Annotated in this window: 21 protein-coding genes; 9 read left to right on the top strand and 12 right to left on the bottom strand. The window is 71.9% G+C overall.

The genetic code is table 11. From position 1 onward, the window contains the following. Positions 1-108 precede the first annotated feature (108 nt). Positions 109-1,041, bottom strand: a complete 933-nt coding sequence (locus OV207_RS06480; protein WP_267553523.1) for an RluA family pseudouridine synthase — start codon at positions 1,039-1,041, stop codon at positions 109-111. A gap of 204 nt (positions 1,042-1,245) precedes the next feature. On the opposite strand from OV207_RS06480, the gene OV207_RS06485 reads away from it, so the two are divergent. After that, the gene (locus tag OV207_RS06485) at positions 1,246-2,766 is read left to right on the top strand and encodes a peptidase M3 (protein ID WP_267553525.1); all 1,521 of its coding nucleotides are present in this window, start codon (positions 1,246-1,248) and stop codon (positions 2,764-2,766) included. Positions 2,767-2,801: 35 nt separating this feature from the next. Here OV207_RS06485 and OV207_RS06490 read toward each other — a convergent pair whose 3' ends face one another. From OV207_RS06490 to OV207_RS06500, 3 genes are all read right to left on the bottom strand, one after another. Continuing rightward, positions 2,802-3,158, bottom strand: coding sequence for a hypothetical protein (locus tag OV207_RS06490; protein WP_193347062.1), 357 nt, complete (start codon positions 3,156-3,158; stop codon positions 2,802-2,804). 148 nt (positions 3,159-3,306) lie between these two features. Then, positions 3,307-3,849 carry a hypothetical protein gene (locus OV207_RS06495; protein WP_267553528.1) on the bottom strand — a complete coding sequence of 181 codons (543 nt, stop codon included), beginning with the start codon at positions 3,847-3,849 and terminating at the stop codon, positions 3,307-3,309. Between the two features lie 187 nt (positions 3,850-4,036). Beyond that, complete coding sequence (locus OV207_RS06500) at positions 4,037-5,083, bottom strand: hypothetical protein (RefSeq protein ID WP_193347060.1); 1,047 nt, start codon at positions 5,081-5,083, stop codon at positions 4,037-4,039. A 105-nt stretch (positions 5,084-5,188) separates the two neighbouring features. On the opposite strand from OV207_RS06500, the gene OV207_RS06505 reads away from it, so the two are divergent. Beyond that, positions 5,189-6,091: a DUF2058 family protein gene (locus OV207_RS06505; protein WP_193347059.1), complete on the top strand. Its 903-nt coding sequence runs from the start codon at positions 5,189-5,191 to the stop codon at positions 6,089-6,091. 73 nt (positions 6,092-6,164) lie between these two features. On the opposite strand, the gene OV207_RS06510 is transcribed toward OV207_RS06505, so the two are convergent. Together OV207_RS06510 and OV207_RS06515 are read right to left on the bottom strand one after the other, a co-directional pair. Further along, a complete protein-coding gene (locus OV207_RS06510; RefSeq protein ID WP_267553532.1) occupies positions 6,165-7,346 on the bottom strand; it encodes an acyl-CoA dehydrogenase family protein in 1,182 nt (393 codons plus the stop codon). Between the two features lie 53 nt (positions 7,347-7,399). Continuing rightward, positions 7,400-8,410: a DUF1028 domain-containing protein gene (locus OV207_RS06515; RefSeq protein ID WP_267553534.1), complete on the bottom strand. Its 1,011-nt coding sequence runs from the start codon at positions 8,408-8,410 to the stop codon at positions 7,400-7,402. Positions 8,411-8,679: 269 nt separating this feature from the next. On the opposite strand from OV207_RS06515, the gene OV207_RS06520 reads away from it, so the two are divergent. Beyond that, positions 8,680-9,444, top strand: coding sequence for an SDR family NAD(P)-dependent oxidoreductase (locus tag OV207_RS06520; RefSeq protein WP_193347057.1), 765 nt, complete (start codon positions 8,680-8,682; stop codon positions 9,442-9,444). A 57-nt stretch (positions 9,445-9,501) separates the two neighbouring features. On the opposite strand, the gene OV207_RS06525 is transcribed toward OV207_RS06520, so the two are convergent. Beyond that, complete coding sequence (locus OV207_RS06525) at positions 9,502-11,331, bottom strand: methyl-accepting chemotaxis protein (protein ID WP_267553536.1); 1,830 nt, start codon at positions 11,329-11,331, stop codon at positions 9,502-9,504. Positions 11,332-11,525: 194 nt separating this feature from the next. Next, complete coding sequence (locus OV207_RS06530; protein ID WP_267553538.1) at positions 11,526-12,269, bottom strand: PP2C family protein-serine/threonine phosphatase; 744 nt, start codon at positions 12,267-12,269, stop codon at positions 11,526-11,528. 235 nt (positions 12,270-12,504) lie between these two features. Here OV207_RS06530 and OV207_RS06535 point away from each other — a divergent pair, with 235 nt between their 5' ends. Both OV207_RS06535 and OV207_RS06540 read left to right on the top strand, forming a co-directional pair. Beyond that, positions 12,505-12,669 (top strand): hypothetical protein, encoded by a 165-nt coding sequence (locus OV207_RS06535; protein ID WP_267553540.1) that lies wholly within the window; start codon positions 12,505-12,507, stop codon positions 12,667-12,669. Positions 12,670-12,738: 69 nt separating this feature from the next. Further along, on the top strand, positions 12,739-13,806 hold the full coding sequence (locus OV207_RS06540; RefSeq protein WP_267553541.1) for a hypothetical protein: 1,068 nt from the start codon (positions 12,739-12,741) through the stop codon (positions 13,804-13,806). A 52-nt stretch (positions 13,807-13,858) separates the two neighbouring features. Here the strand turns inward: OV207_RS06540 and OV207_RS06545 are convergent, their stop codons facing one another. From OV207_RS06545 to OV207_RS06555, 3 genes are all read right to left on the bottom strand, one after another. Continuing rightward, a complete protein-coding gene (locus OV207_RS06545; protein ID WP_267553543.1) occupies positions 13,859-15,157 on the bottom strand; it encodes a hypothetical protein in 1,299 nt (432 codons plus the stop codon). A gap of 39 nt (positions 15,158-15,196) precedes the next feature. Continuing rightward, positions 15,197-16,081 carry a hypothetical protein gene (locus OV207_RS06550; RefSeq protein ID WP_267553545.1) on the bottom strand — a complete coding sequence of 295 codons (885 nt, stop codon included), beginning with the start codon at positions 16,079-16,081 and terminating at the stop codon, positions 15,197-15,199. A gap of 161 nt (positions 16,082-16,242) precedes the next feature. Continuing rightward, positions 16,243-17,376: an aminotransferase class I/II-fold pyridoxal phosphate-dependent enzyme gene (locus OV207_RS06555; RefSeq protein ID WP_267553547.1), complete on the bottom strand. Its 1,134-nt coding sequence runs from the start codon at positions 17,374-17,376 to the stop codon at positions 16,243-16,245. A gap of 159 nt (positions 17,377-17,535) precedes the next feature. Between OV207_RS06555 and OV207_RS06560 the strand changes: the two genes are divergently transcribed. Both OV207_RS06560 and OV207_RS06565 read left to right on the top strand, forming a co-directional pair. Continuing rightward, positions 17,536-18,039 carry a peroxiredoxin family protein gene (locus tag OV207_RS06560; protein ID WP_267553549.1) on the top strand — a complete coding sequence of 168 codons (504 nt, stop codon included), beginning with the start codon at positions 17,536-17,538 and terminating at the stop codon, positions 18,037-18,039. Between the two features lie 43 nt (positions 18,040-18,082). Then, positions 18,083-19,123, top strand: coding sequence for an SDR family NAD(P)-dependent oxidoreductase (locus OV207_RS06565; protein ID WP_193347048.1), 1,041 nt, complete (start codon positions 18,083-18,085; stop codon positions 19,121-19,123). Positions 19,124-19,145: 22 nt separating this feature from the next. Here OV207_RS06565 and OV207_RS06570 read toward each other — a convergent pair whose 3' ends face one another. Continuing rightward, complete coding sequence (locus OV207_RS06570) at positions 19,146-20,255, bottom strand: MJ1255/VC2487 family glycosyltransferase (protein WP_267553550.1); 1,110 nt, start codon at positions 20,253-20,255, stop codon at positions 19,146-19,148. A 71-nt stretch (positions 20,256-20,326) separates the two neighbouring features. On the opposite strand from OV207_RS06570, the gene OV207_RS06575 reads away from it, so the two are divergent. After that, positions 20,327-20,617 (top strand): hypothetical protein, encoded by a 291-nt coding sequence (locus tag OV207_RS06575; RefSeq protein WP_267553552.1) that lies wholly within the window; start codon positions 20,327-20,329, stop codon positions 20,615-20,617. Positions 20,618-20,742: 125 nt separating this feature from the next. Beyond that, positions 20,743-21,642, top strand: coding sequence for a LysR family transcriptional regulator (locus tag OV207_RS06580; RefSeq protein ID WP_267553554.1), 900 nt, complete (start codon positions 20,743-20,745; stop codon positions 21,640-21,642). Positions 21,643-21,671: the final 29 nt, after the last annotated feature.

The raw sequence follows: 21,671 nt of genomic DNA on the forward strand, positions 1-21,671 counted from the left end.
GGACCCTTGCCGTTTCTACCGCCACCCATTGAGGTTCCCAGTCTACACACGATGCGCCGTGCGAGGGGACCCCGTGCGCCCCCTCGCCCGGGCATTCCGGGCCCGGACTCAGGCGGCGTCCCCGAAGGGCCCCTCCGGCATCCGCACCCCCGCCGCGACGAAGAAGGCCCGCAGGTCCTCCGGCGCCGTGGCCTCCAGGCGCAGCGGCTGGCCCGTGCGCGGATGGCCCAGCTCCAGCGCCTGCGCATGCAACAGGCACCGCGGCGCCAGAAGCCCTCCGGCGCTGCCCGCCCCGCCATAGCGCGCGTCCCCGAGGATGGGCGTCCCCAGCGCGGTCAGGTGCGCCCGGAGCTGGTGCGTGCGGCCCGTGCGGGGCAGCAGCTCCACCAGACAGAACGCGTCGCTCGCGAACAGCCTGCGGTAGTCCGTCCACGCGGGCACGCCGTTGGCCGCGCGGGTCGCCCGCCAGCGCCCGGGGCGCGACGGGTCCTTCGACAGGGGCAGGTCCACCGTGCCGTCCTCCGGCAGTCCCGGCCCCGTCGCCGCGAGGTAGCGCTTGCGCGCGGTGCCTTCCCGGAACGCCTCCGCCAGCGCGGACGTGGCCTGCGCCGACTTGCCGAACACCGTCACCCCGGACGTCTCCCGGTCCAGCCGATGCACCAGCCCCGCCTGACGCCCCAGGTGCGCGCCCACGACGTCCACGAGGCTTGCGCCCACGCGCCCCTCGGTGGGCTGCGCGTTCAGGCCCGCGGGCTTGTCCACCGCGAGCACGTCCTCGTCCTCGAAGAGCACGCGCAAGGGCGCCGCCGGCCCGGAGGCCTCCAGCGGACTCTGGCCCGCCTCCTCCAGCACCACCGTCACCACCTGCGCGGACTGGAGGCGCACGGCCCCGTCGCGCGCACGGCGCCCCGCCACGTACACCGCGCCCACCTCCACCAGCCGCCGCGCATCCGCCACCGGCAGCCCCAGCTCCGCCGCCACCGCCTCCGCCAGCGCGCGGCCCACGTGCGCGCCTTCGCTCCGGAACGTCCGACGCTTCATCGCGAGCCCCCTCCCGCCACCCGCGCACGGCCCGCGTGCGCCCCCCGGAACGTCCGCGTCCGTCGCCTCATCGCGCGCCCTCCCCTGCCGTCAGGGGCGTGAGGACGGCGTGCAGGCAGGCGGCGGGCTGGGAGGACATGGCGCGACACTCTATGCGCGCGGTCCCTGCCGTGACGCGGGCTTCCTGTTACCTTCCGCGCCGCCATGGACCGTCCCCTGCATACCGTCCGGTCGCGGCTCGAGGATTTCCTCGCCGAGCTGGCCACCCTCCAATATCGCTACGGCGCCGGGCTCGCCCCGGACCTCCCCGTCGCGCGCCTCCACGCCTCGTTCCCGGAGCTGTCCTCGCCGGAGACCTTCGCCGCCGCCAACGAGGCGCTCGCCAAGGCCCGCCTCCGCGACGACACCCTGGCGGTGCGCCGCATCACGCTCGTGCGGGAGCTCATCGCCACCCAGGTGGAGGAGTCCCTCGCCGCCCGGGCCGGGGAGGCCGTCGTCGCGGCGGAGGCGCATTCGCACATCCCCGCCGACGACCAGACGCTGTCGCTGGCCCAGGCGCTGGCCCAGCTTCCCCGCGAATCCAACCGCGCCCGCCGCGCCCTCCTGGAGAGCGGCGCCGGCAACTTCCTGTGGGACCACCGGGGCGCCTATGGCGACCGGCGCGACGCCGCCCTCCAGACCGCGGAGCTGCTCGGCTTCCCGAACTACCCCGCCCTGCGCCAGGACGTCACCGGCATCGACGCGGGGAAGCTCGCGGAGGCCGCCGAGGAGACCCTCCGGCGCACCGAGGACGCCTACCGCGACGTGCTGGGCTACGTGCTGCGCAAGCTGGAGCCAGACCTGCGCGCCCTGCCCGGCGGCGAGGCCCGGCGCCACGACGTGCAGGCCGCCCTGCGCGCGCCGTGGATGGACGCGCACTTCCGCCGCGAGGACACCCTGCCCGCCGTGATGCGCTGGCTGTCCGACTGGGGCCTGCGCCCCGACGCGGGGGGACGCATCCGCCTGGACGACGAGGCCCGGCCGGGCAAGGCATCGCGCCCCTTCGTCGCCGCCGTCCGCGTGCCGGATGAGATCCGGCTCGTCCTCCAGCCCCGGAGCGGCATGGACGCGCTGGGCGACCTGCTCCACGAACTGGGCCACGCCTGGCACCTGGCCCACGTGGACGAGGACGCCCCCACGGAGCTGCGCCGGCTGGGGGACGCCTCCGTCACGGAGGCCTACGCGGCCACCTTCGAGCGGCTGCTGCTGTCCCCCCCCTGGCTCAAGCGCTACCTGCACCTGCCGTCCGGCACGGTGAAGGACGTCATCCGGCTGTCCGCGTTCCAGGCCCTGGCCGTGCTGCGCCGCCACTGCGCGAAGCTGTCCTACGAGCTGTCCCTGTCCACGAAGGGCGCCTCCGCCGAGCGCGCGGACGAATACGCCGACGGCCAGCGCCGCGCCCTCTTCGCGCAGCCGCACCCGGGCTTCTTCCTGCATGACGTGGACTCGCAGCTCTACGTCACCCGCTACCTGCGGGCCTGGGCCCTGGAGACCCGGCTCACCGCGCACCTCCTGGAGCGGTTCAACGAGGACTTCTGGCGCAACCCCGCCGCGTTCGCCTGGCTCAAGGGCCAGTTCGCGCGGGGCGGCGCCACCGACGCGGAGGGACTGGCCACGGAGGTCTCGGGCACGCCGTTGGCGTTGCCCGAGGCGGGAGCGCGCCTCGTGGCCATCCTCAACCAGTAGGGGCTTCACGCCCCCTGTACACAACGCCTGCGCGCCTACTTCTTCTTGGTGCGCAGCGCGCGGACGATCTTGTCCTTCGTCGCGTTGGCCGGAGCCTCGCGCGTCCGGACCGCCGCGGCGGCGGGCGCCTTGGAGGCGTTGGCCGCCGTGCGCGTCTGGCCGGTGCGCGCGCGCATCGCCTTCATGAGCTGCATCTCGATGACGAGCAGCTCGTCGGCCAGCTCCGCGTTGGCACCCGCGGCGCGGGGCAGCGGCGCGCTCGGGCTGGAAGCACCCGCGCCATGCCGCATGCGCAGGGCCTTCTCCTCCTCGGCCGTCAGCGTGGTGGACTTCTCCAGCGCCGCCTTGACCTCTTTCGCGGTCAACGTGCTACTTCCGACCTTGCGCTCCATCTCCGCTCCCTTCGTTGTGCACGCCTGAACACCCGAGCATGTCAGATGCGTCTGGGCCGCAACCGACGAGGATTGTAGGGGACGCAAGAGGGCCGTCAAAATTTCTTCCAACAGGTCGCTGCCAATCTGTAGCGACCCACCCCACCTGCTACAGCCGCATCCCCATCCCCAGGAACAGGGACGTGAGGGTCTGCCGGTCGCCGGAGAAGGGGTCGCCGTCCGCCGCGAAGTTCTGGTAGCGGGCCTCGGCGGAGAGGAAGAGGTCCTGGCCCAGCTCCAGCCCCACGCCGCCGGAGAACTCCAGCCCCACCTGGAGGACGCGGCTGCCCAGGGCGTCCGGGGCCGCGGGCTGGGGCCTCGCGTGGGGCACCAGCAGGCTGGCCCCCATGCCCAGGAAGGGCCGCACCCGGGTGTCCCCCAGCGGCACGTAGCGCACCGACATGGGCGTCACCTCCGTCAGGTGCCGGCTGGACGCCAGGTGTCCGCCCACCTCCAGCACCGCCCCCGCCTTGCGGTACGCCCAGCCCAGGCCCGCGCTGTACCCCATGGTGCGCCCCACCTCCTCGCCCTTGAGGACGTAGGCCCCCAGCGGGGCCACGGTGATGCCCAGGCTGCGGGGAGGTTCAGCGGGCGCCGGGGCCGCGAACAGCACGGCCGCGCAGCACGCCAGGAGGGGGGCGGAGCGGGACATGCCCACCCCCAGAGCAAGGCCAGGGCCAGGGGGGACCCCCAGCCGCATCAGGCACTTGCGGGAGAGGCACCCTCCGGGGGACGGCCCGCCAGGACATGGCCGTCACAGCCGGGATGGCGCGATGCGTCCAGGCAGGAAGCCGTGGGGCTTCCAACGGCCTGGAGCACAGGGAGGCTTCAGGAGGACCTCAGTTGCCTTCGCCCTCGTCCTCGGGCTCCGGGGCGGCGCTCGCGGGGGTCGTCCCGGGGGTGGAGGGCGAATCACCGGCCTTGCCGCGCGGGATGCCGAAGGCGTCCAGCGCGTCCGCGATGCCCTGGGGCTTGTCCGCGTCCGGCAGGAAGTCCTGGGGCGGCGCGAGCTTCGGGTCCTTGCCAATCTCCGTCAGGCTGGACTCCAGCGTCATGCGCAGCTCGGCCGCCTCCGGGGTCTTCTCCTGGGGCACGCCGATCCGGCCGTCCAGCCGGGCCTTGAGGACCACGGACGTGTCCGCGTCCACCAGCACCTCGCCCTCCAGCGTGCGGGGCATCCGGTGGGTGAAGAAGTTGGCGCGGCGCTTCGTCGTCTCGTCGGCGTTCTTGGGCACGAACGCGGCGGGCATCTTCTGGGGGGCGACGCCCTCCTGGACGGGGCCCAGGGACACGGCGTACTTCCACGCGGTGCGGCCCTCGTGGGTGACGGTGCCGGCCGGGGTCAGCTTGATGCGGCCCTGGAAGAGGCTGTCGAAGTCGCGGATGGCGCCGGTGAGCTCCGTGCGGGTGCGCTCGGCCATGCCCCGGTCGCGCAGCCGCTGGCGGTAGGGGCCGTAGCGGTTGCGCGCGAACACCTGGCCCTGCACGCGCATGACCTCCAGGCCCTGGTCCCGGGAGTTCTCCAGGATGCCGTGGAAGTCGCCGTTGACGCCCCCGGGGCCGGCGCGGAAGGAGCGCGTCTCCGTGAGCTTCACGGGGGTGTTGCCGTTGGGGCCGGCCCACTCGTAGCCCAGGGTGGACTGGAAGAAGTGCGGGCCCAGCCGCTCGGTGACCTCCGCGGCGTCCATGCCCAGGATGCGGCGCGACACCTGGGGGTTGTCCGCGACGTCCTCCGGCGGCAGCTTCTGCTTCGCGGAGGCGACGACCTTCGGCGGGTCCTCCGGAGAGAAGATGCGGGCCTTGGCCGCCTTGTCCACCGGGTCCGAGCAGCCGGTGGCGGCCAGGACCAGGGCGAGGGCGGCGGCGGACTTCGTCAGACTTCTCACGGAACCTCCACAACAGGACGGCGGGGGCGGCAAGTTACGTGGGCCCCACAAGAGCGGCAAGCGGTGGCTTGCGTGCAGCCGTGCAAGGGATAGAACGCCCAACCCATGCAGAACCTGCGAGACAAGTTGTTGAAAGCGGGCCTCGTCTCCGAGGAGCAGGCCAAGAAGACCGAGTCTTCTCCTGCGCCTCCGCGACGCCCGGCCTCTTCCCCCGAGGACAGCCGGGGGAGCGCTCCACGCGCCCCCGCCCACCGGGGACGTGATGAGAACCGGACATCGGGAGGCCCGCCGCGTCGAGACGACCGCGGAGGTCCGCCGCGCCAGGGTGCGGGAGGCCCGCCGCGCCGTGAGGGCGGTGGAGCTCCTCCGCGCCAGGGCGCGGGAGGCCCGCCGCGCCGCGAGGGTGGAGGCTTCCGGGGACCGCAGGGCGGGTTCGCCGCCTCCGGCCGTCCGGGCGCGACCACCGACAAGCCCATCCCCAAGCTGCCGCCCCTGCCGGGGTCCAAGGCCTACCAGCGCGCCGAGTCCAAGAAGCAGGTGGAGTTGGATCGGGCCCTGCGCGAGCTGGTGCTGGGCTCCCAGGTGCCCCAGGAGCCCGGGGAGACGACGTTCTACTTCATGACGCGCAAGGGGAAGCTGCGCCGCATGGACCTGTCCCCCACCCAGGCCAAGCAGTTGGAGGAAGGCGAGCTGGGCGTGGTGGAGCGCCCGGAGCCCGCGCAGATCGAGCACTCGCTCGTGCCCGCCGCAGCGGCCGAGCAGATGTTCCAGCTGTCCGCCAAGGCCGTGCGCTTCTTCAACCGCAAGGAGAGCCCCGTCGGCTTCATGAACGACGAGCAGCTCAAGGCGCAGCAGGCCGCCGAGGCCGCTGGCACCGCGCCCGAAATCCCCGACGAGCCGGAGGCCGCCGCGGCCGACGACGCGTCCGAGGACGACGAGGCCCCCGCCGAAGCCGAGTCCACGCCCTCCGAGCCAGACACCGGCTCCGAAGGCGGCACGCAGTCCTGAGTCCCTTCCCGCGCCCTCCCCTCCTCCCGTCCGGGAGCGGGGGGAGGGGCGGCCCCCGCACCGCCGGCGCCGCTCAGCCGAACGCGTCGATGCCGGTGATGGCCTTGCCCAGCACCAGCGTGTGCACCTCGTGGGTGCCCTCGTAGGTGAAGACGCTCTCCAGGTTGAGCATGTGGCGCACCGGCGGGTAGTCGTCCGTGATGCCGTTGGCGCCGTAGATGCTCCGGGCCACGCGGGCGATCTCCAGCGCGCTCTTCACGTTGTTGCGCTTGGCCAGGCTCACCATCACGGGGGTGCTCTTCCCCTCGTCCTTGAGGCGCGCGAGCCGCAAGCCCAGCAACTGCGCCTTGACGATCTCCTGGAGCATGTCCGCCAGCTTCTCCTGCGTGAGCTGGTAGCCGGCGATGGACTTGCCGTCGAACTGCGCGCGGGACAGCGCGTACTCACGCGCGCCCTCGAAGCAGGCGATGGCCGCGCCCGTCACCGCGAACGCGATGCCGGCCCGGGCGTTGTTGAGGCACGACAGCGGCCCCTTCAGGCCCACGACGCCGGGCAGCACGTTGCGCTCGGGCACGCGCACGTCCTGGAAGGACAGCTCGCTCGTGAGCGACGCGCGCAGGGAGAACTTGCCGGGAATCTCCCGGGCGCTGAAGCCCGGCGTGCCCTTCTCCACCAGGAAGCCGCGCACGGACTCCGCGCCGCCGTCCTCCGTCTTCGCCCACACCACCGCGACGTCCGCGATGGAGCCGTTGGTGATCCACGCCTTGGTGCCGTTGAGCACCCAGGTGTCTCCGTCCTTGCGGGCGCGGGCGCGCATGCCGCCGGGGTTGGAGCCGAAGTCCGGCTCCGTGAGGCCGAAGCAGCCGATGAGCCTCCCCTTCGCCATGTCCGGAAGGAAGCGCGCCTTCTGCTCCTCGCTGCCGAACGCGTGGATGGGGAACATGCACAGCGAGCCCTGCACGGACGCGAAGCTGCGCAGGCCGGAGTCCCCCCGCTCCAGCTCCTGGAGGATGAGCCCGTAGCTGACGGTGTTCATCCCCGCGCAGCCATACCCCTGGAGGTTCGCGCCCAGCACGCCCAGCTCCGCGAGCCCCGGCACCAGGTGCGCGGGGAAGGTGCCGTCCCGGAAGTGCCGCCCGATGATGGGCAGCACCTCCGAGTCCACGAAGCGGGCCACGGAGTCGCGGGCGGCCTTCTCGTCGGCGGACAGCAGGTCGTCGATGCGGAACAGGTCGGTGATGTCGGCGCGGGGCATGCCGGGGTGCTTAACGTCGCACTCCCGGAGCCGTCAAACCCGCGCGCGCTGCGTCACTCGCCCCCGGCCATGAGCGCCTTCGGGTCCACGTCGCGCAGGAAGTTGACCAGCGGACCATCGATCTTCCGCTGGCCGCCCACCACCACCGTGGGCTTGAGGAAGAAGAGGGTGCTCCAGTTGAAGTCAGACAGCGCCTGCTCGGCGGCGTCGCTCCAGGTCCCGTCCACGACACCGGTGTAGTACCCCATCTTGTTCAGCGCGGACTTCACGCTCTTCGCGGTCGCCGCGTCGAGCGGGATGAGGTCCGACGCGTACGGCGCGGCGATGCCCGCCTGGTAGCGGTTCATCTCCACGTCCAGGTCATGCAGCGCGGTCCTGCTGTTGTGCACGACGGCGTCCGCCAGCACCTTCGTGTAGAAGGTCGATTCGTTCTCCGAGGTCCAGACGCGGATGACGCCGGAGCGCTCGCCGTTGCGATCCCTCCCCTCGCGGGCCCCCAACTTGAGCGACGCGAGCAGCCGCTGCGGCAGGCTTCCCTTGGCATTCTTGAAGCCCAAGGCCATCGCGTCGCAGATGAGAGGGGAGGTCTGGTTGTTGGCCTGCACCACGAAGGTGGCGCCCTTCACGGCGCAGCGTTCCGGGGCGTTCTCCGCGCCGGTCTTCTGGCCCACCGTGATGGTGCCGTTGGGGTTGAGCTTCACCGCGGCGAGCTGGCGGTAGTCCGCGTACGGATCCACGGTGAACACGTAGTCCACGGCGGTCTGGGCCGTGTCGCCCGCGTCCGTGCGGGCGATGATGGCCTCCGCGTCATCCACCGAGGGGTAGAACATGGTGGCCACCGCGATGTCCGGGCGGCCGTAGGGCACCAGGCCGCTGATGCCCGCGGGGAAGGAGATGCTGGCCACGCCGCAGGACTTCTCCACGGCGTCGCACGCGACGATGGCGCGCGTGCCCAGGACGCGCGGGTTGACGGTGGCCCCGGTGGGCGGCGCCGCGAAGGACTGGGTGGACGCCAGCAGGGATGCAACGACCAACAGGCCACGCTCAAGGGACTTCACGCTCATGGTGCCTCGGGCAAAGCGCTCCCGTCGTCATGCGTTGGGCGCATGGAGGCGGGAACCCTTTCGTCAGGGGGGGACTGAGGAAACCGCCGGCCACGAACTTCCCTGGGACCGGCGGGCGCTGCTGCTTGAGGAAACGCCCGGCCGGCCCGCGCATATCGCGAGCGGCGGAATATCCGGGTCGGCGCGAGGACTGCGGGGAATGGGACAGGGCCGCTGGCGACGCGAACGCGCGTCAACGCAGGGCGGGCGCGGGGCTATGCTGCCGGCCCATGGCAAGCGAGACGAAGAAGACGGTGGTGGTGACGGGCGCCAGCCGGGGCATTGGCCGCGCGGTGTCCCTGGCGTTCGCGCGCGAGGGCCATGACGTGTGGGCGCTGGCGCGCTCCGAGGCGTCGCTGGAGGCCCTGCGCAAGGAGGGCGGCGAGCGCATCCGCACGCACGCGGTGGACGTGGCGGACGAGTCCGCGCTGCTCGCGGCGTGCAAGGTCATCCTGGCGGACGGCGCGCCCCGGGTGCTGGTGAACAACGCGGGCATCACGGTGTCCGCGCCGCTGACGAAGACGAGCACGGCGGACCTGGCGAAGGTGATGGCGGTGAACGTGACGGCGCCGTTCATCCTGTGCCGGGAGCTGATGCCGGCGATGGTGGCGGCGGGCGGCGGGCGGGTCATCAACATCGGGTCCATCACCGCGACGCGTGGGGCGAAGTACACGTCCGCGTACTGCGCGTCCAAGCACGCGCTGCTGGGCCTGACGCGCGCGCTGGCGGTGGAGTACGCGCGCAAGAACGTCACGGTGAACAACGTGAACCCGGGCTGGGTGGAGACGGACATGTTCGCCGGCGCCACCGCCGCCATCTCCAAGACGACGGGCCGCAGCGAGGAGCAGGCGCGCGAGGCCCTGGCGGCGATGAACGCGATGGGCCGCATCATCCAGCCGGAGGAGGTCGCGGCGGTGTGCCTCTTCCTCGCCTCGGAGGCGGCGGGCGCCATCACCGGCGCGGCCTACGCCATCGACGGCGGCGAAGCCGGGTAGCGGGCCGCCACGGCACGTCGGGGCGGTGGGACGCGCGCGCCCCGCCCCGGCCGGGCGTCACACCCGGTACTGCCCCACGATGGTGCTCACCTCGTGGGACGCGGTGGTCAGGCGCGCGGCGGCCACGGCGCTCGTGGCCACGCGCTCCACCGTCTCATCCGCCAGGCGCGTCAGGTCGCTCAGCGCGGCGAACAGCTCCGCGATGCCCGCGTCCTGCTGGCTCACCATGTCCGCGATGCTCTTCACGGACTCGCTGTTGTTCTGGATGACCGTGGCCAGCGCGCGCAGGCTCTCGCCCGCCGCCCTCGCCTGGTCCAGGCCGCCCTCCACCTCGCGCGAGCCGCCCTCGCTCGTCTTCACCGCTTCGGAGATGGCCCGGCCGATGTCGCCGAGGATGGACTGCACGCGCGACGTCGCCGTCGCGGACTGGTCCGCCAGCGAACGCATCTGCCGCGCCACCACCGCGAACGCCCGCCCCGACTCGCCGCTGCGCGCCGCCTCGATGGCCGCGTTGAGCGCCAGCACGTTGGACTGGTCCGCCAGGTCCTTCACCGTGCCGGTGATGTCCCCCACCTGCCGCGTGCGCTGGCGCAGCTCCGACACCGTGCTGGAGATGCGCTCCACCTGGGAGCGGATGTGCGTCAGGCCCCCGACGCTGCCCGCCACCGCGGACTCGCCCGCCTGGCCCACCGCGCCCGCCTTCTCCGCCTCGCGCAGCACGCCCGTGGCCCGCTGCGCCGCCGCCCGGGAGCTCTCCTGGAGCTGCCGCGCGGCGATCTGCGTCTGGTGCAGCGCCGCCGCCTGCCGCGTCACCGCCAGGTTCTGGTCCGACGCGGACGTGGCCAGCTCCAGCGCCGTCGCCTCCAGCTCCTGCGCGGAGTTCTTGAGCGCCAGCAGCACCGCGCGCAGCCGCGCCATCATGTCCCCGAAGGACGTGGCCAGCTGTCCAATCTCATCCTTGGAGTGGACCTCCAGCGTGCCGCTGAAGTCCCCTTCCGCCACCACCCGGGCCGCCGCCGCCGTCAGCGCGTTCAGGGGCGCCATCATCCGCCGCACCAGCAGGAAGACGCCCCCGCCCGCCAGCAGCGCCACCAGCAACCCGATGCCGAACACGCCCATCAGCGAGGAGCGCATCCGCGCCCACTCCGCCGCCGCGCTGCGCGCGAGCACCAGCTCCACCCCGCTCCCCACGTCCACCCGCGCCAGGTGCAGGGCCACGTCGCCCACGTCCACCGCGCCGCCGTTCGTCACGCCCGAGGCCGCCGCGGACAGCAGCGCCGGCGCCGTCACCGCGTGCACCGACTGCGCCACCAGCCGCGAGCCCACGTGCAGCAGCGACTCCAGCCGCTCGCCGCCCACGCCCAGGAGCCCCAGGTCGTCCGCGCCCAGCTCCGAGCCCACCACGAGGTGGCCCACCGTGGCGCCGTTGGACCGCAGCGGCCAGGCCGCCGCCAGCAGGGGCGCGCCATCGCCCGGCAGCAGCACCTGCGCCTGCTGCCGCACCACCGCCTCCAGCCCCGACAGGCTCCCTTCCCGCGTGGACGTGACGAGCGCACCGTCCGGCCCCGTGAGCACCAGCAGGTCCACGCCCAGCAGCGCGCGTTGATCCGCCAGCAGCCCCGCCTCCGGTCCGCCCGGGGAAGCGCGCCGCGCCTCGCTGGCGAAGGCCGGGTTGGCCACCGCCACGCGGGCCAGCTCCTTGAGGACCCGCAGCTCCTGGTCCTTCAACGACTGCCAGCGCATGGCGTCCCGCCCCAGCGCGGAGACCATCTCGGCCTCCACCCGCGAGCGCAGCGACCAGCCCATCAGCGACACGGTGCCAAGGGTGAGGGCAATCACCACGGCGGAGAGCGCCGCGGTCAAGCGCGCGGCAAGGCTGAGCGTCATACGCAACGGGTACTCGGTCGAGGGAGGGGGGTGACGCAGGGGGGCTCCAGAATATCCTGGAAATGACGAAGGATTGAAGTCCCTGTGTCTGACGACTCCCCCTCCGTCCGCGCGGACCCGCCCGTATGGGTCGGCAATGCCCTCCGACCCGACAGGTCCACCGCCTGCCGCCTGCCCTCACCGCGAGTGGGGGCTCAGGCCGCGGCGACGCGCAGCACGACGGCGGTGATGTTGTCGCGGCCCCCCGCCTCGTAGGCGGCGGAGACGAGCGAGTCACACGCGGCCTGCGCGGACGAGGCCTGCAAGCGCTCCGTCAGCACCTCCGGCCCCAACGGCTCGTAGAGGCCATCCGAGCACAGCAGGAAGACGTCCCCGGGCTGCGCCTCCAGCCGCTGCACGGTGGGCTCCGCGTTCTCGGTGCCCAGGGCGCGGGTGATGAGGTGGCGCAGGTTGGCCGGGTTGCCGGGAGGCTCACGGCCGGCGGCGCGCAGTTCCTCGATGAGCGAGTGGTCGCGCGTGAGCGACTCCAGGCGGCCCTCGCGCAGGCGGTACAGGCGGCTGTCGCCCACGTGGGCCACCGCCGCGCCCCTGTCCCCCACCGCGAGCGCCACCACCGTGGAGGCCATCTCCTTGAGCTTGCCCACGCGGCGCACACGCAGGGTGCGCTGGGCCAGCGCGGTGCAGGCCGCCAGGTAGTTCTCCTCCCGGCTCTTGGCGGGATCCACCGCGTCCGGCCAGGTGCCGTCCCGGTCCCGGTCCAGCCGGTCGCTGAAGCCCGCGAAGGTGTCCACCACGCACTGGCTGGCCACCTCGCCGCCCTCCTGGCCCCCCAACCCGTCCGCCACCACGAACAGCCCACGCTCGGGCAGGACGCAGTACGCATCTTCGTTGTGCGGTCGCCGCCCGATATGGGTCTGCCCCGCGCTCTCGAATCTCATGACTGCCGCCTCCTGGCTGGGCTCCCGTACAGCAAGCGGGAGGCCAGCGGCCATGTCTCTTCGCGCCCGGGGCGCCCCCGCCGGGTTTTCTCCTGAGAAAGACGCGCGGAGGCGCTTTCACTGGGCCTCATGCGCTCCCCCTGTCCGCCGACCGACGTTGCGCCGGTCCCGGCCGTGCCTGGCTTCGCAGGAGGAAACTGAACAGAAATCCAGTCCCGCGAGAAGGGTGGACGCCATGGCAATCGACGACTTGAGGGCAAACGGGATGATGTCGCACCTGCTCACATCGCTGGAGGCAGGAGAAGATATCGGGCATTACGGCCGATTGTTGTTCGCGATGGTCGCGCGGCACTTCGTTGACGCGGCGAGCGAGGAGGCGGATTCCACGGGGGCCCCCTAGCAACTCCTCCCGGGCCCGGCGGACAATCTGGAGGCTGCCCGACGTGCGGGCCATCACCCGAGGAGAACCATGACCTCCATCCGCCGCGTGGGTTCTGGCATCTCGACATCGCGGGCCTACTCCATCTCCTCCGAGCTGGAGGTGACCGCCCCGGTGCGCAAGGAGCCCCTGGCGCCGGTGGATCCGGTGCGGCGGGGCTTCTCCGACGACAGCGACTTCCAGGCGGACGCCGAGGGCGACCTGAACGGCGCGCTCTTCGCGGACCTGGGGCCCGGTGAGGTCGCCCCGCACATGGCGCGCGAGCGCGCGGGCCTGGAGGCCTCGGAGCCCCGGGCCGCCCTGCTGGAGAACTCGCAGCTGCGCGCCTTCGCGGGCGTGAGCGAGTTCGAGGCGTCCGCGCCCTCGTACGCGCAGCGGCTGGGCATGCCCACGTCGACGCCGCTCATGCAGGCGCGGCTGGCCAACCCCCAGCGCGGCACGGAGGAGGTGGAGACGGATCCCTCCCTGGACCCGTCCGACATCCTGTCGCCCGACGCGGCCGCGTGGGAGCTCCAGAACCTGGACACCATGCCCCGCACCGTCTCCGCGCAGGAGGCGGAGGACCTGCTGTTCCTCCTGGAGTCGGGGGACCTGTCCAGCCTGAGCGACGAGGAGCTGCGCGCGCTGAGCGAGGACATGGGCGCCGACGACGCGGAGGTCGACCCCCACGGGATGGACGCCTCCGAGGTCACGGCGGGCGCGGACGACTTCCTGGCCACGCTGGACGACAGCGCGCCGGACGTCGCCTTCCCCGAAGGGTCGATGAACGTCACGCCGCCAGATGACTTCCTGGCGGACGTGAACGACTTCACGCTGGAGGCGCCCGAGGCCCAGGTCGAAGCCCAGGCACAGGCCGAGGCCCCCCCGCCCTTCACGCCCGAGGACAGCGTCGTGGTGGCACCGGAGCTGGCCGCGACCGCGCAGGACGCCTCGACGGAGGCCCCCGCGAGCAGCGAGTCCCCGGTGGACGCCGCCGTGCGCGCCAGCGCCGCGGCCGACGTCAGCGCCGCGGCCGACATCGAGGACGTGCAGGACGCCGACCTCGTGGAGGCGGAGGCGAACGCCACGCCTCCGGCGTTCCACCCACCCGAGTCCTGAAGGCCCGTCGCCCCGGGCGCCGCTCCGCCCCCGGGCCCCGGCGCGCGTGCGCTCAGGGCTCGGGCGTGTCCGCGAGCGCGGCGTCCAGCTGCGTCTGCGCCTCCACGACGTCCTTGTGCAGCTCGTTCGTGTAGCGGTCGCGCTCCGGGCTCCTCCACTCGGCGGTGGAGAACTGGTGGGGCGGGTACACGCGCGTGGTGTGCACCGGCCCCCGCAGGGAGACCATCAGCTCGCGGTCCGGGTCCCCCGCCTCCTTGAGCAGGAAGCCCTCCACGTCGCGCAGGGTCAGCGGGAAGGTGGGGGCTTCGTCGCGGATGAGCTTGCCGAAGACGTTGAACCGCACCTCCTGCACGCCCACGGTCAGCTCCTCGTTGAACGACGTGGACGCGAACGGCATGCCCCCTTCGTCGTCCAGGCGCGCGGACACCACGTACCGGCCCGCCTTGCGCACCTGGACCGTCAGGTACAGGTCCAGCGAGCCTGCCTCGACCACCTCGCGCACCCGGCGCGTGAACGTGGCCGGCGGCGCGGGCGTGTAGAGCACGTCGAAGAACGTCGCGTCCTCCAGGGAGCCGGAGCGCACGCGCATGTCCACGCGCAGCGTGCCGGAGAACATCGCGAAGCCCTGCCTGGACGGCTGGAAGCGCCCGGTGTGAATCCCGTCCCCCGCCACCGCGTCGCCGTCACGACCGCCGTCCCCGAAGGCGATGGGCACGCCGGCCACGCCCCCCGGGCCCAGCAGGTGGTCCGCCTCGTGCGCCACCGCGGACAACACCTCGCACGGGCGCGGCTCGCGGCGCGAGTCCTCGCACCCCACGGTGAACAGCACCGACTCGTCACCGACGACGAACACCTTGTCCTGCTTGAGCCGCAGCTGCACGTCGGAGGTGCCGTCCTGCGCGGCCCTCGGGCTCAACGGCCGCGTGCGCTCCGGCTCCGCCAGCTCCATCTGGTCCGGATGCTCGCGGCTGGGCCGGGACTCGGGCGGATAGCGCGTGGCCGCCACGTAGGCCTCCAGCGAGCGCTTCGCGCGCTCCAGGCGCTTCTGCCACAGCTCGCGCCGGGCCTCGCGCTCGCGGGCCTCCGGGCTGAGCAGCGACGGGGGCGCCGGCTCACCGGCCCCGGAGCCGGGCGGGGTGCCCATGCGCCGCTCCGGAGCCCGCGCGGCCTCTCGCGGGTCGGACTCCGGGCCGGGGGCCGCCTCCGGGGAGGCCCCGGAGAGCTCCGCCCCCTCGCTGGAATGCCACCACAACAAACCACCGACCCCGAGCAGCAGCGGCACGAGGGCAAGGAGCCACCGGCCGTGACGCAGCCAGGAAGGGGCGGAGACGGGACCGTCGTCGGAGGTCATGGGCGGGCTTCGCCGGAAGGGGCGGGGGAAGCCTCCAGTCTAGTACGCGTACTTCACGACGTCCTCGCGCACCTTGGAGACGATGCCGCCCCAGCTGCCATTGGCGTGGTGGTTGTACGACTCGCCGTCGTCACGCAGGGACACGGAGTGGAAGCTCCACTTCGCGCGGCCGTCGCTGCACGCCGCCGTGCCCGTGTTCAGCGTGCCGCCGCAGAACCAGTCGCCGGGGTTGCAGTAGGACCCGTTTCCACTGCCGGACACTCCGCCGGTCGAGTGGTAGGCCACCGCCTCGTCGTCCTGGCCCGGGAGGATGCCGGAGTACGCCGTGCCCTTGGCACCCGCGAACATGTAGAACCACACGTTGCGCGTGACGTTGTGGTTGTACATGGCGCGCGCCGTCGTGGTGACCAGGTCGCTCACCAGCGGGTCGCTCACCGCCCAGTCGCCGTGGTCCGCCAGCTCGCTGCCGCCGGCCGCGCCGGACGCGATGTCCACCCACTTGATGTTCCAGCCCGTCTGCGTGGTGCCGTCGGTGTTGCCGCACTCGCCGTTGGCGTTGGGCTTGGCGTCCTTCTTCGCGCGCGCGCTGCCACCGTACAGCGACAGGGCGTAGCCGATCTGCAGGTCACCCGCGCTGTGCGCGGCGACGTAGCACCAGTTGCTGCCCGTGCAGAAGCAGTCCAGCGCGTTGCGGATCCGGTAGTTCTCCGTCCCGATGCGCTGCGTGCCATTCCAGTTGACCGCCTTCTTGTTCACCCCCGCCGCCGTGTTCGCCGGCCCCCAGTAGCTGAAGTCCCCGTAGTTGCCCGCCTTCGTGCTGTTGCCGTTCTTGCCGTGGATCCACAGCGTGTAGTTGGTCGCGGCGGCTTCGGTGCTCACCAGCAGCGTCGCGGCGGCCACGGCCGCGCCAATCAGCGTCTTCATGGGGGTGTGTCTCCTGGCCTCTCCAGAGGGGTGAGAGGGCTTCCGCACGGCCGCAGGCCGAGCGAGGGGACGACCACTCTAGGGGGTGTCTTCCATGAATGCGATGAGCCGCCCGTCGCACATTGAGACAAAAAGCTGACGCATCGCGCCGGCCGCCACCGTCAGGCCGGGGTATCAAGGACCCCGCTGTTCACGAAGCGCTCCAGTCGCATCAACGCTTCCGGCAGGTTGGCGCGCCCCAGGCCCAGGCGGAAGTGATTGCCTTCAAAGGCATACACATCTCCAGGCAACAGCAGCACGCCCTCCCGGGCGATGAGGGCCTCGGTGAAACGCGCCACCGGGATGTTTCGCGACAACCGCGGGAAGGCCACGCTGCCCGCGCGCGGGCGCACCCAGCGGAAGGTGTCCGGGTGCCGGGCGAAGAAGGCGTCCAGCAGCGCCAGGTTGCGCGTGAGCAGGCCGCGGCTGCGCGCCAGCACCTGCTCCCGGGCCTTGAGGGCGATGAGGGCCAGCAGCTCGCTGGGGGCGCTGTTGCAGAGCGACGTGTAGTCCTTGAAGGCCCGGCAGCGCGCCAGCAGGTCCGCGTCCCGGCACGCGAGCCAGCCCACGCGCAGCCCCGCCAGGCCAAACGCCTTGGACATCACGCCCAGGCTCGCGCCCTTGGGGAAGCACGACGCCGCGGGCGGCAGCGTGTCCCCCGCGTCGTACTCCAGCAGGCGATACACCTCGTCGGAGAAGAGGTGGATGCCGCGCGCCTCGCACAGCGCGCACAGGGCCTGGAAGGTGGCGCGGTCCGGCAGCGAGCCCGTGGGGTTGTGGGGGAAGTTCACCACCACCACGCGCGTGTCCGGGCGCAGCGCGGCCTCCAGCGCGCCCAGGTCCAGCGCCCAGCCTTCCTCCTCGCGCAGGCGCAGCAGCGTCACGTCCGCGCCAGTGGCGCGCGCCACCTCGTACAGGGACTGGTAGCCCGGCCAGGTGACGACGGCGTGCGTGCCCGGCCCCAGCAGGACGTTCATCGTCACGAAGAGGGCCTCCTGCGCGCCCGCGAAGGTGAGCACGTCGTCGGGCGTGAGGCCCGGGTACATCCCGGCGATGGCCTCGCGCAGCAGGGGCAGCCCCGGCGTCTCGGTGTAGCCCAGCGTCAGGGCCTCCCAGCGCGCGGAGTCCTCCGGCGAGGCGAGCGCCAGCAGGTCCGCCATGCGCCAGCCCTCCACGTCGGAGGCGCACAGCAGGTAGGGCGCGGAGAACTCCCAGCGCGCGAAGTACCGCTCCAGCTCGAAGTCGGGGATGTGCATGGCGTCCTCACGTGCCGCCCGCCTGCCCGCCCGGTGGCGGAGCGGGCCCGGAAGCCTTGCCGGACGGGCGAGCGGACGGGCGCGCCGCCGGGAGCAACCGGAGGCGCATGCATACCTTGAGTCGCGACCCGTTGAAGCGCTTTCCCATAGGGAGTTCGCATGGCCTCGACGAAGATCCCCCTCACGCTCCTGGACCCGGATGGCGGCTGGGTGAATGCCCCCGTGCACGTCTCGGAGCTCGATGGACTGCCGGTCCTCCTGCACTTCTGGACCATGGACTGCGAGGACTGCGCCGCGCAGTTCGAGGCCGTGAACCAGTGGGTCGTGGACTACGGGCCGCGCGGCCTGAAGGTCATTGGCGTGGACGTCACCCATTCGGAGACGGAGCTGCGCGACACCAACAAGGTGGAGGGCTTCGCGCGCGAGCACGCCCTGCGCTACCCCATCGCGGTGGATGACGGCTCCATGGCGAAGTCCTACGGCGTGGACAAGCACCCGTCCTTCCTCCTCTTCGGGCCGGATGGCCGGCTGAGCAACCGCATTGGCGGCAAGGACGCCCTGCGCCGGGTCCGCGCCCTGCTCAAGGACCTGCCCCAGGCGGACCGGGAGCTGTCGGGCGAGGTGTCCGACGCCGAAGAGGCCCAGGTCCCGGCCAGTCCCTAGTCTTTCAAGGGTGTCACCTTCCTCCCCTTCCTGGAGTCGCACCATGGCGCAACGAACTCACACCGAGCGAAAGGGCCTGTCCCTGGGCGCGCTGGCCGCGGGCGTGGGCGCGGCGATGGGGCTGGGCCGCGCGCTGCGGTCGCGCTTCAGCTTCAAGGACCGCACGGTCATCATCACCGGCGGTTCGCGGGGCCTGGGGCTGGTGATGGCGCGCCTGCTCGTGAAGGAGGGCGCGCGCGTGGCCATCTGCGGCCGCGACAACGAAACGCTCCAGCGGGCCCGCGCGGAGCTGGAGCGCGACGGGGGCCAGGTGCTGGCCATCCGGTGCGACGTGCGCGACCAGGTGCAGGTGGACGCCCTGGTGGGCGCGGTGCACGAGCGCTGGGGCGCGGTGGACGTGCTCATCAACAACGCGGGCATCATCATGGTGGGCCCGCTGGAGTCCATGACCCTGGCGGACTTCGAGGAGGCCATTGACATCCACCTGTGGGGCCCGCTGTACACGACGCTCGCGGTGGTGCCGGACATGAAGCGGCGCGGCGAGGGCCGCATCCTCAACATCTCCTCCATTGGCGGGAAGGTCAGCGTGCCGCACCTGGTGCCGTACTCCGCCAGCAAGTTCGCGCTGGTGGGCCTGTCGGACGGCCTGCGCACGGAGCTGGCCCAGGACGGCATCAAGGTGACGACGGCGTGCCCCGGCCTCATGCGCACCGGCAGCCCGCGCAACGCGTCCTTCAAGGGCGACCATGAGAAGGAGTACGCGTGGTTCCATGTCAGTGATTCGACGATGGGCGTGTCCATGGGCGCCGAACGCGCGGCGCGGAAGATCATCGAGGCGTGCCGACGAGGCGACGCGGAGGCCCTGGTGGGCCTGCCCGCGAAGCTCGCCACGGTGGGCCGCGCCCTGGCGCCCAACCTCACCGCGCGCGTGCTGGACGCCGTCAACCGCCTGCTGCCCCAGGACAGCAACCCGGACCGCCACCGGGGCAGCGAGAGCGAGACGCCCCTCACCCGCTCCTGGCTCACGGAGATGAGCCGCCGCGCGGCGGAGCGCAACAACGAGAACGAGGTGTCCCTGCACTGAGGCCGGGACACCCGGGCGGCGCCTACGCCTTGCCGTCCATCTGCGCCAGCTCCATGCGCCAGTGGCCCCGGTGCTCGTACGCCTGGGCCAATTGGTCGTTGAGCGCGGCGAGCATCTTCACGTTCCCGTCCTGCTCGTAGCCCTTGAGGGCCTCCTCGCAGGCGGGCACGCGCTGGAGGAACGCCTTCAACGCATCCAGGCTCAATTCCTTCACATACATGCCGTACCCCAGCTTCTCCAGGTACAGGGCATTGAGCACCTGCTCGAACTGGCCCCCCACGGGGATGCTCAGCAGCGGCTTGTGCAGGTAGACGGCCTCGCTCATCAGCGTGTAGCCGCCGCCGGCCACCACCGCGCGGGCGGTGCGCAGGTCGTCGATGAAGCCCGCCTCGCTGAAGGGGCGGTAGGTGAGGTTGCCATCCACCAGGTCCTCCTTGAGGTCGCGGCGCAGGCCATACACGCGGCACGGGACGCCGGACTGCTTGAGGATCTCCGGCAGGTGCGTGTTCGTCGTCGCCGTCTGGTACACGAGCAGGTGTTCACCCGGCTCCGACTTCGCCGTGAGGATCTCCGGCCGGAGGATGGACGGCGCCAGCGTGGTGCGGCGCTTGCGCAGGGGCGGGTAGAAGAACGTCGTCGTCAGGTAGTGGAAGGCCCCGGGCAGCTTCGCCTTCACGATGGCGCGCGAGGCCTCGAAGCCCTCCTCGTGCCCCGCCAGCAGGGACGGCTCGTGCTGGCAGCGGTTGATGACCTGCATGTTGTCCACGCTGATGACGGGCAGCCGGTGGTTCTTCGCGAACAGGTAGCTGAACGTCTCGAAGTCGCTCACCACCACGTCCGGCTTGAAGCCCTCCACCAGGTCGAAGTACTGGCGCACGTTCTGCGGCCAACCCTTCACGGCGCCCTGCAGGTTCTGCAGCACCGTCTGCCACTTCTTCACCGAGTTCCCCTCGTAGGCGATGGTCAGGCCCCAGATGCCGTGCACGTTCTGGAAGCGCTGGGACAGGTAGCTCTGCGCCCGCCCCGACACCACGATGTGGACCTCGTGTTCCTTCGTCAGCGCTTCGAGCAGCACGCGCGAGCGCGTCGCATGGCCCATCCCCTCGCCGACGACCCCGTACAGGATTCGCATGGTCCGGAAGCATACGCGCCAGCGGCCTTCACCGCCCCACCCCACCCGCGTCGGTGCTACGCCTCGCGTCCATGACCTCCCTGCCCTCCTCCCGGGGTGCCGCCCTCCTGCGCGCCGCGTCGCTCGGGTTGGTCGCGGGCCTGCTGCTGGGCGGGCTCATCCTGCTCGGCCGGGGCGTGAAGGGGGTCTTCGTCCCCTCGGACTGCGCGGGCCTGTCCGCCCCCGAGTGCCAGCTCACCCGGGAGACGGAGCGGGACCTGGGCCGGGTGCAGACCCTCTCCGGCGGCGCGCTCGTCGCCCTGGGCGCCGCCCTCTTCGCCCTCACCCGCCCCCGGCCGCCCGCCCCCCCGGAAGGCCCATGACGCCAGCCTTTGAAATGGGGGGATGGGGCCTTTCGGATTTCGACTTCAGGTCATTTTCGCTCAGTGGGTAGACCTACTAATTACTACTGGCCCAGCCATTAGGTTTGGGGGTAGGAGACGGCCTTATGCAGCTCGAATCATTGAAGATGTTCTGTGACGTGGTCGAGACGGGCTCGTTCTCGCGCGCGGCGCAGCTCAATCACGTCACGCAGTCGGCGGTGAGCCAGCAGATCCGCGCGCTGGAGAACCGCTACGAGCAGAAGCTGCTGTCGCGCAGCGCGCGTCAGGTGACGCCCACGCCGGCGGGCGAGCGGCTGTTCCGGGGCTGCAAGGAGATATTGGCGCGCTTCGCGGAGGTGGAGCAGGAGATCCGCGAGCAGGCCACGGAGGTGCAGGGCGCCACCACGGTGTCCACCATCTATTCGGTGGGTCTGCACGAGCTGAACGCGGTGCAGAAGCAGCTGTTGAAGACGCACCCCAAGGTGAACATGCGCCTGAACTACCGGCGCAATGATCAGGTCTACGACGACGTCATCCTTGGCGCGGCGGAGATTGGCATCGTGGCCTATCCGCAGCCGCGCGCGGGCGTGGACATCCTGCCGTTCCGCGACGACAAGCTGGCGGTGGTGTGCGCGCCCAACCACGCGTTCGCCACCAAGGCGAAGGTGAGCGTCACGGCGCTGTCGGGCGTGCCCTTCATCGCCTTTGATCGGGAGGCGCCCACGCGCAAGGCATTGGACCGCCTGTTCCGCGAGAAGAACATCGACATCAATCCGGTGATGGAGATGGACAACGTGGAGACCATCAAGCGCGCGGTGGAGATGGGCCTGGGCGTGGCCATCCTCCCGCTCGCCACGGCGCACGCGGAGATCAAGGCGAGCACGCTCGTCGCGAAGCCCTTCGCCGAAGGGCCGGTGTCGCGCCCCATCGGCCTGCTCATCCGCAAGGGCAAGTACCTGGACCGCGCGTCCGCCGCCGTGCTGGAGGCCTTCAAGCAGGCCGCCCTGATTCCGCACGACGACTGACGCCCCCGCGTCGCGAAGTCCCCGCCCGG

The organism is Corallococcus sp. BB11-1, assembly GCF_026626625.1.
In the GTDB taxonomy this organism is placed as follows: Bacteria; Myxococcota; Myxococcia; order Myxococcales; family Myxococcaceae; genus Corallococcus; species Corallococcus soli.

Coding starts and splice junctions, on each gene's coding strand:
- OV207_RS06480 (WP_267553523.1), bottom strand. CDS start 1,041: ATGAAGCGTCGGACGTTCCGGAGCGAAGGCGCGCACGTGGGCCGCGCG.
- OV207_RS06485 (WP_267553525.1), top strand. CDS start 1,246: ATGGACCGTCCCCTGCATACCGTCCGGTCGCGGCTCGAGGATTTCCTC.
- OV207_RS06490 (WP_193347062.1), bottom strand. CDS start 3,158: ATGGAGCGCAAGGTCGGAAGTAGCACGTTGACCGCGAAAGAGGTCAAG.
- OV207_RS06495 (WP_267553528.1), bottom strand. CDS start 3,849: ATGTCCCGCTCCGCCCCCCTCCTGGCGTGCTGCGCGGCCGTGCTGTTC.
- OV207_RS06505 (WP_193347059.1), top strand. CDS start 5,189: ATGCAGAACCTGCGAGACAAGTTGTTGAAAGCGGGCCTCGTCTCCGAG.
- OV207_RS06510 (WP_267553532.1), bottom strand. CDS start 7,346: ATGCCCCGCGCCGACATCACCGACCTGTTCCGCATCGACGACCTGCTG.
- OV207_RS06515 (WP_267553534.1), bottom strand. CDS start 8,410: ATGAGCGTGAAGTCCCTTGAGCGTGGCCTGTTGGTCGTTGCATCCCTG.
- OV207_RS06520 (WP_193347057.1), top strand. CDS start 8,680: ATGGCAAGCGAGACGAAGAAGACGGTGGTGGTGACGGGCGCCAGCCGG.
- OV207_RS06525 (WP_267553536.1), bottom strand. CDS start 11,331: ATGACGCTCAGCCTTGCCGCGCGCTTGACCGCGGCGCTCTCCGCCGTG.
- OV207_RS06530 (WP_267553538.1), bottom strand. CDS start 12,269: ATGAGATTCGAGAGCGCGGGGCAGACCCATATCGGGCGGCGACCGCAC.
- OV207_RS06535 (WP_267553540.1), top strand. CDS start 12,505: ATGGCAATCGACGACTTGAGGGCAAACGGGATGATGTCGCACCTGCTC.
- OV207_RS06540 (WP_267553541.1), top strand. CDS start 12,739: ATGACCTCCATCCGCCGCGTGGGTTCTGGCATCTCGACATCGCGGGCC.
- OV207_RS06545 (WP_267553543.1), bottom strand. CDS start 15,157: ATGACCTCCGACGACGGTCCCGTCTCCGCCCCTTCCTGGCTGCGTCAC.
- OV207_RS06550 (WP_267553545.1), bottom strand. CDS start 16,081: ATGAAGACGCTGATTGGCGCGGCCGTGGCCGCCGCGACGCTGCTGGTG.
- OV207_RS06555 (WP_267553547.1), bottom strand. CDS start 17,376: ATGCACATCCCCGACTTCGAGCTGGAGCGGTACTTCGCGCGCTGGGAG.
- OV207_RS06560 (WP_267553549.1), top strand. CDS start 17,536: ATGGCCTCGACGAAGATCCCCCTCACGCTCCTGGACCCGGATGGCGGC.
- OV207_RS06565 (WP_193347048.1), top strand. CDS start 18,083: ATGGCGCAACGAACTCACACCGAGCGAAAGGGCCTGTCCCTGGGCGCG.
- OV207_RS06570 (WP_267553550.1), bottom strand. CDS start 20,255: ATGCGAATCCTGTACGGGGTCGTCGGCGAGGGGATGGGCCATGCGACG.
- OV207_RS06575 (WP_267553552.1), top strand. CDS start 20,327: ATGACCTCCCTGCCCTCCTCCCGGGGTGCCGCCCTCCTGCGCGCCGCG.
- OV207_RS06580 (WP_267553554.1), top strand. CDS start 20,743: ATGCAGCTCGAATCATTGAAGATGTTCTGTGACGTGGTCGAGACGGGC.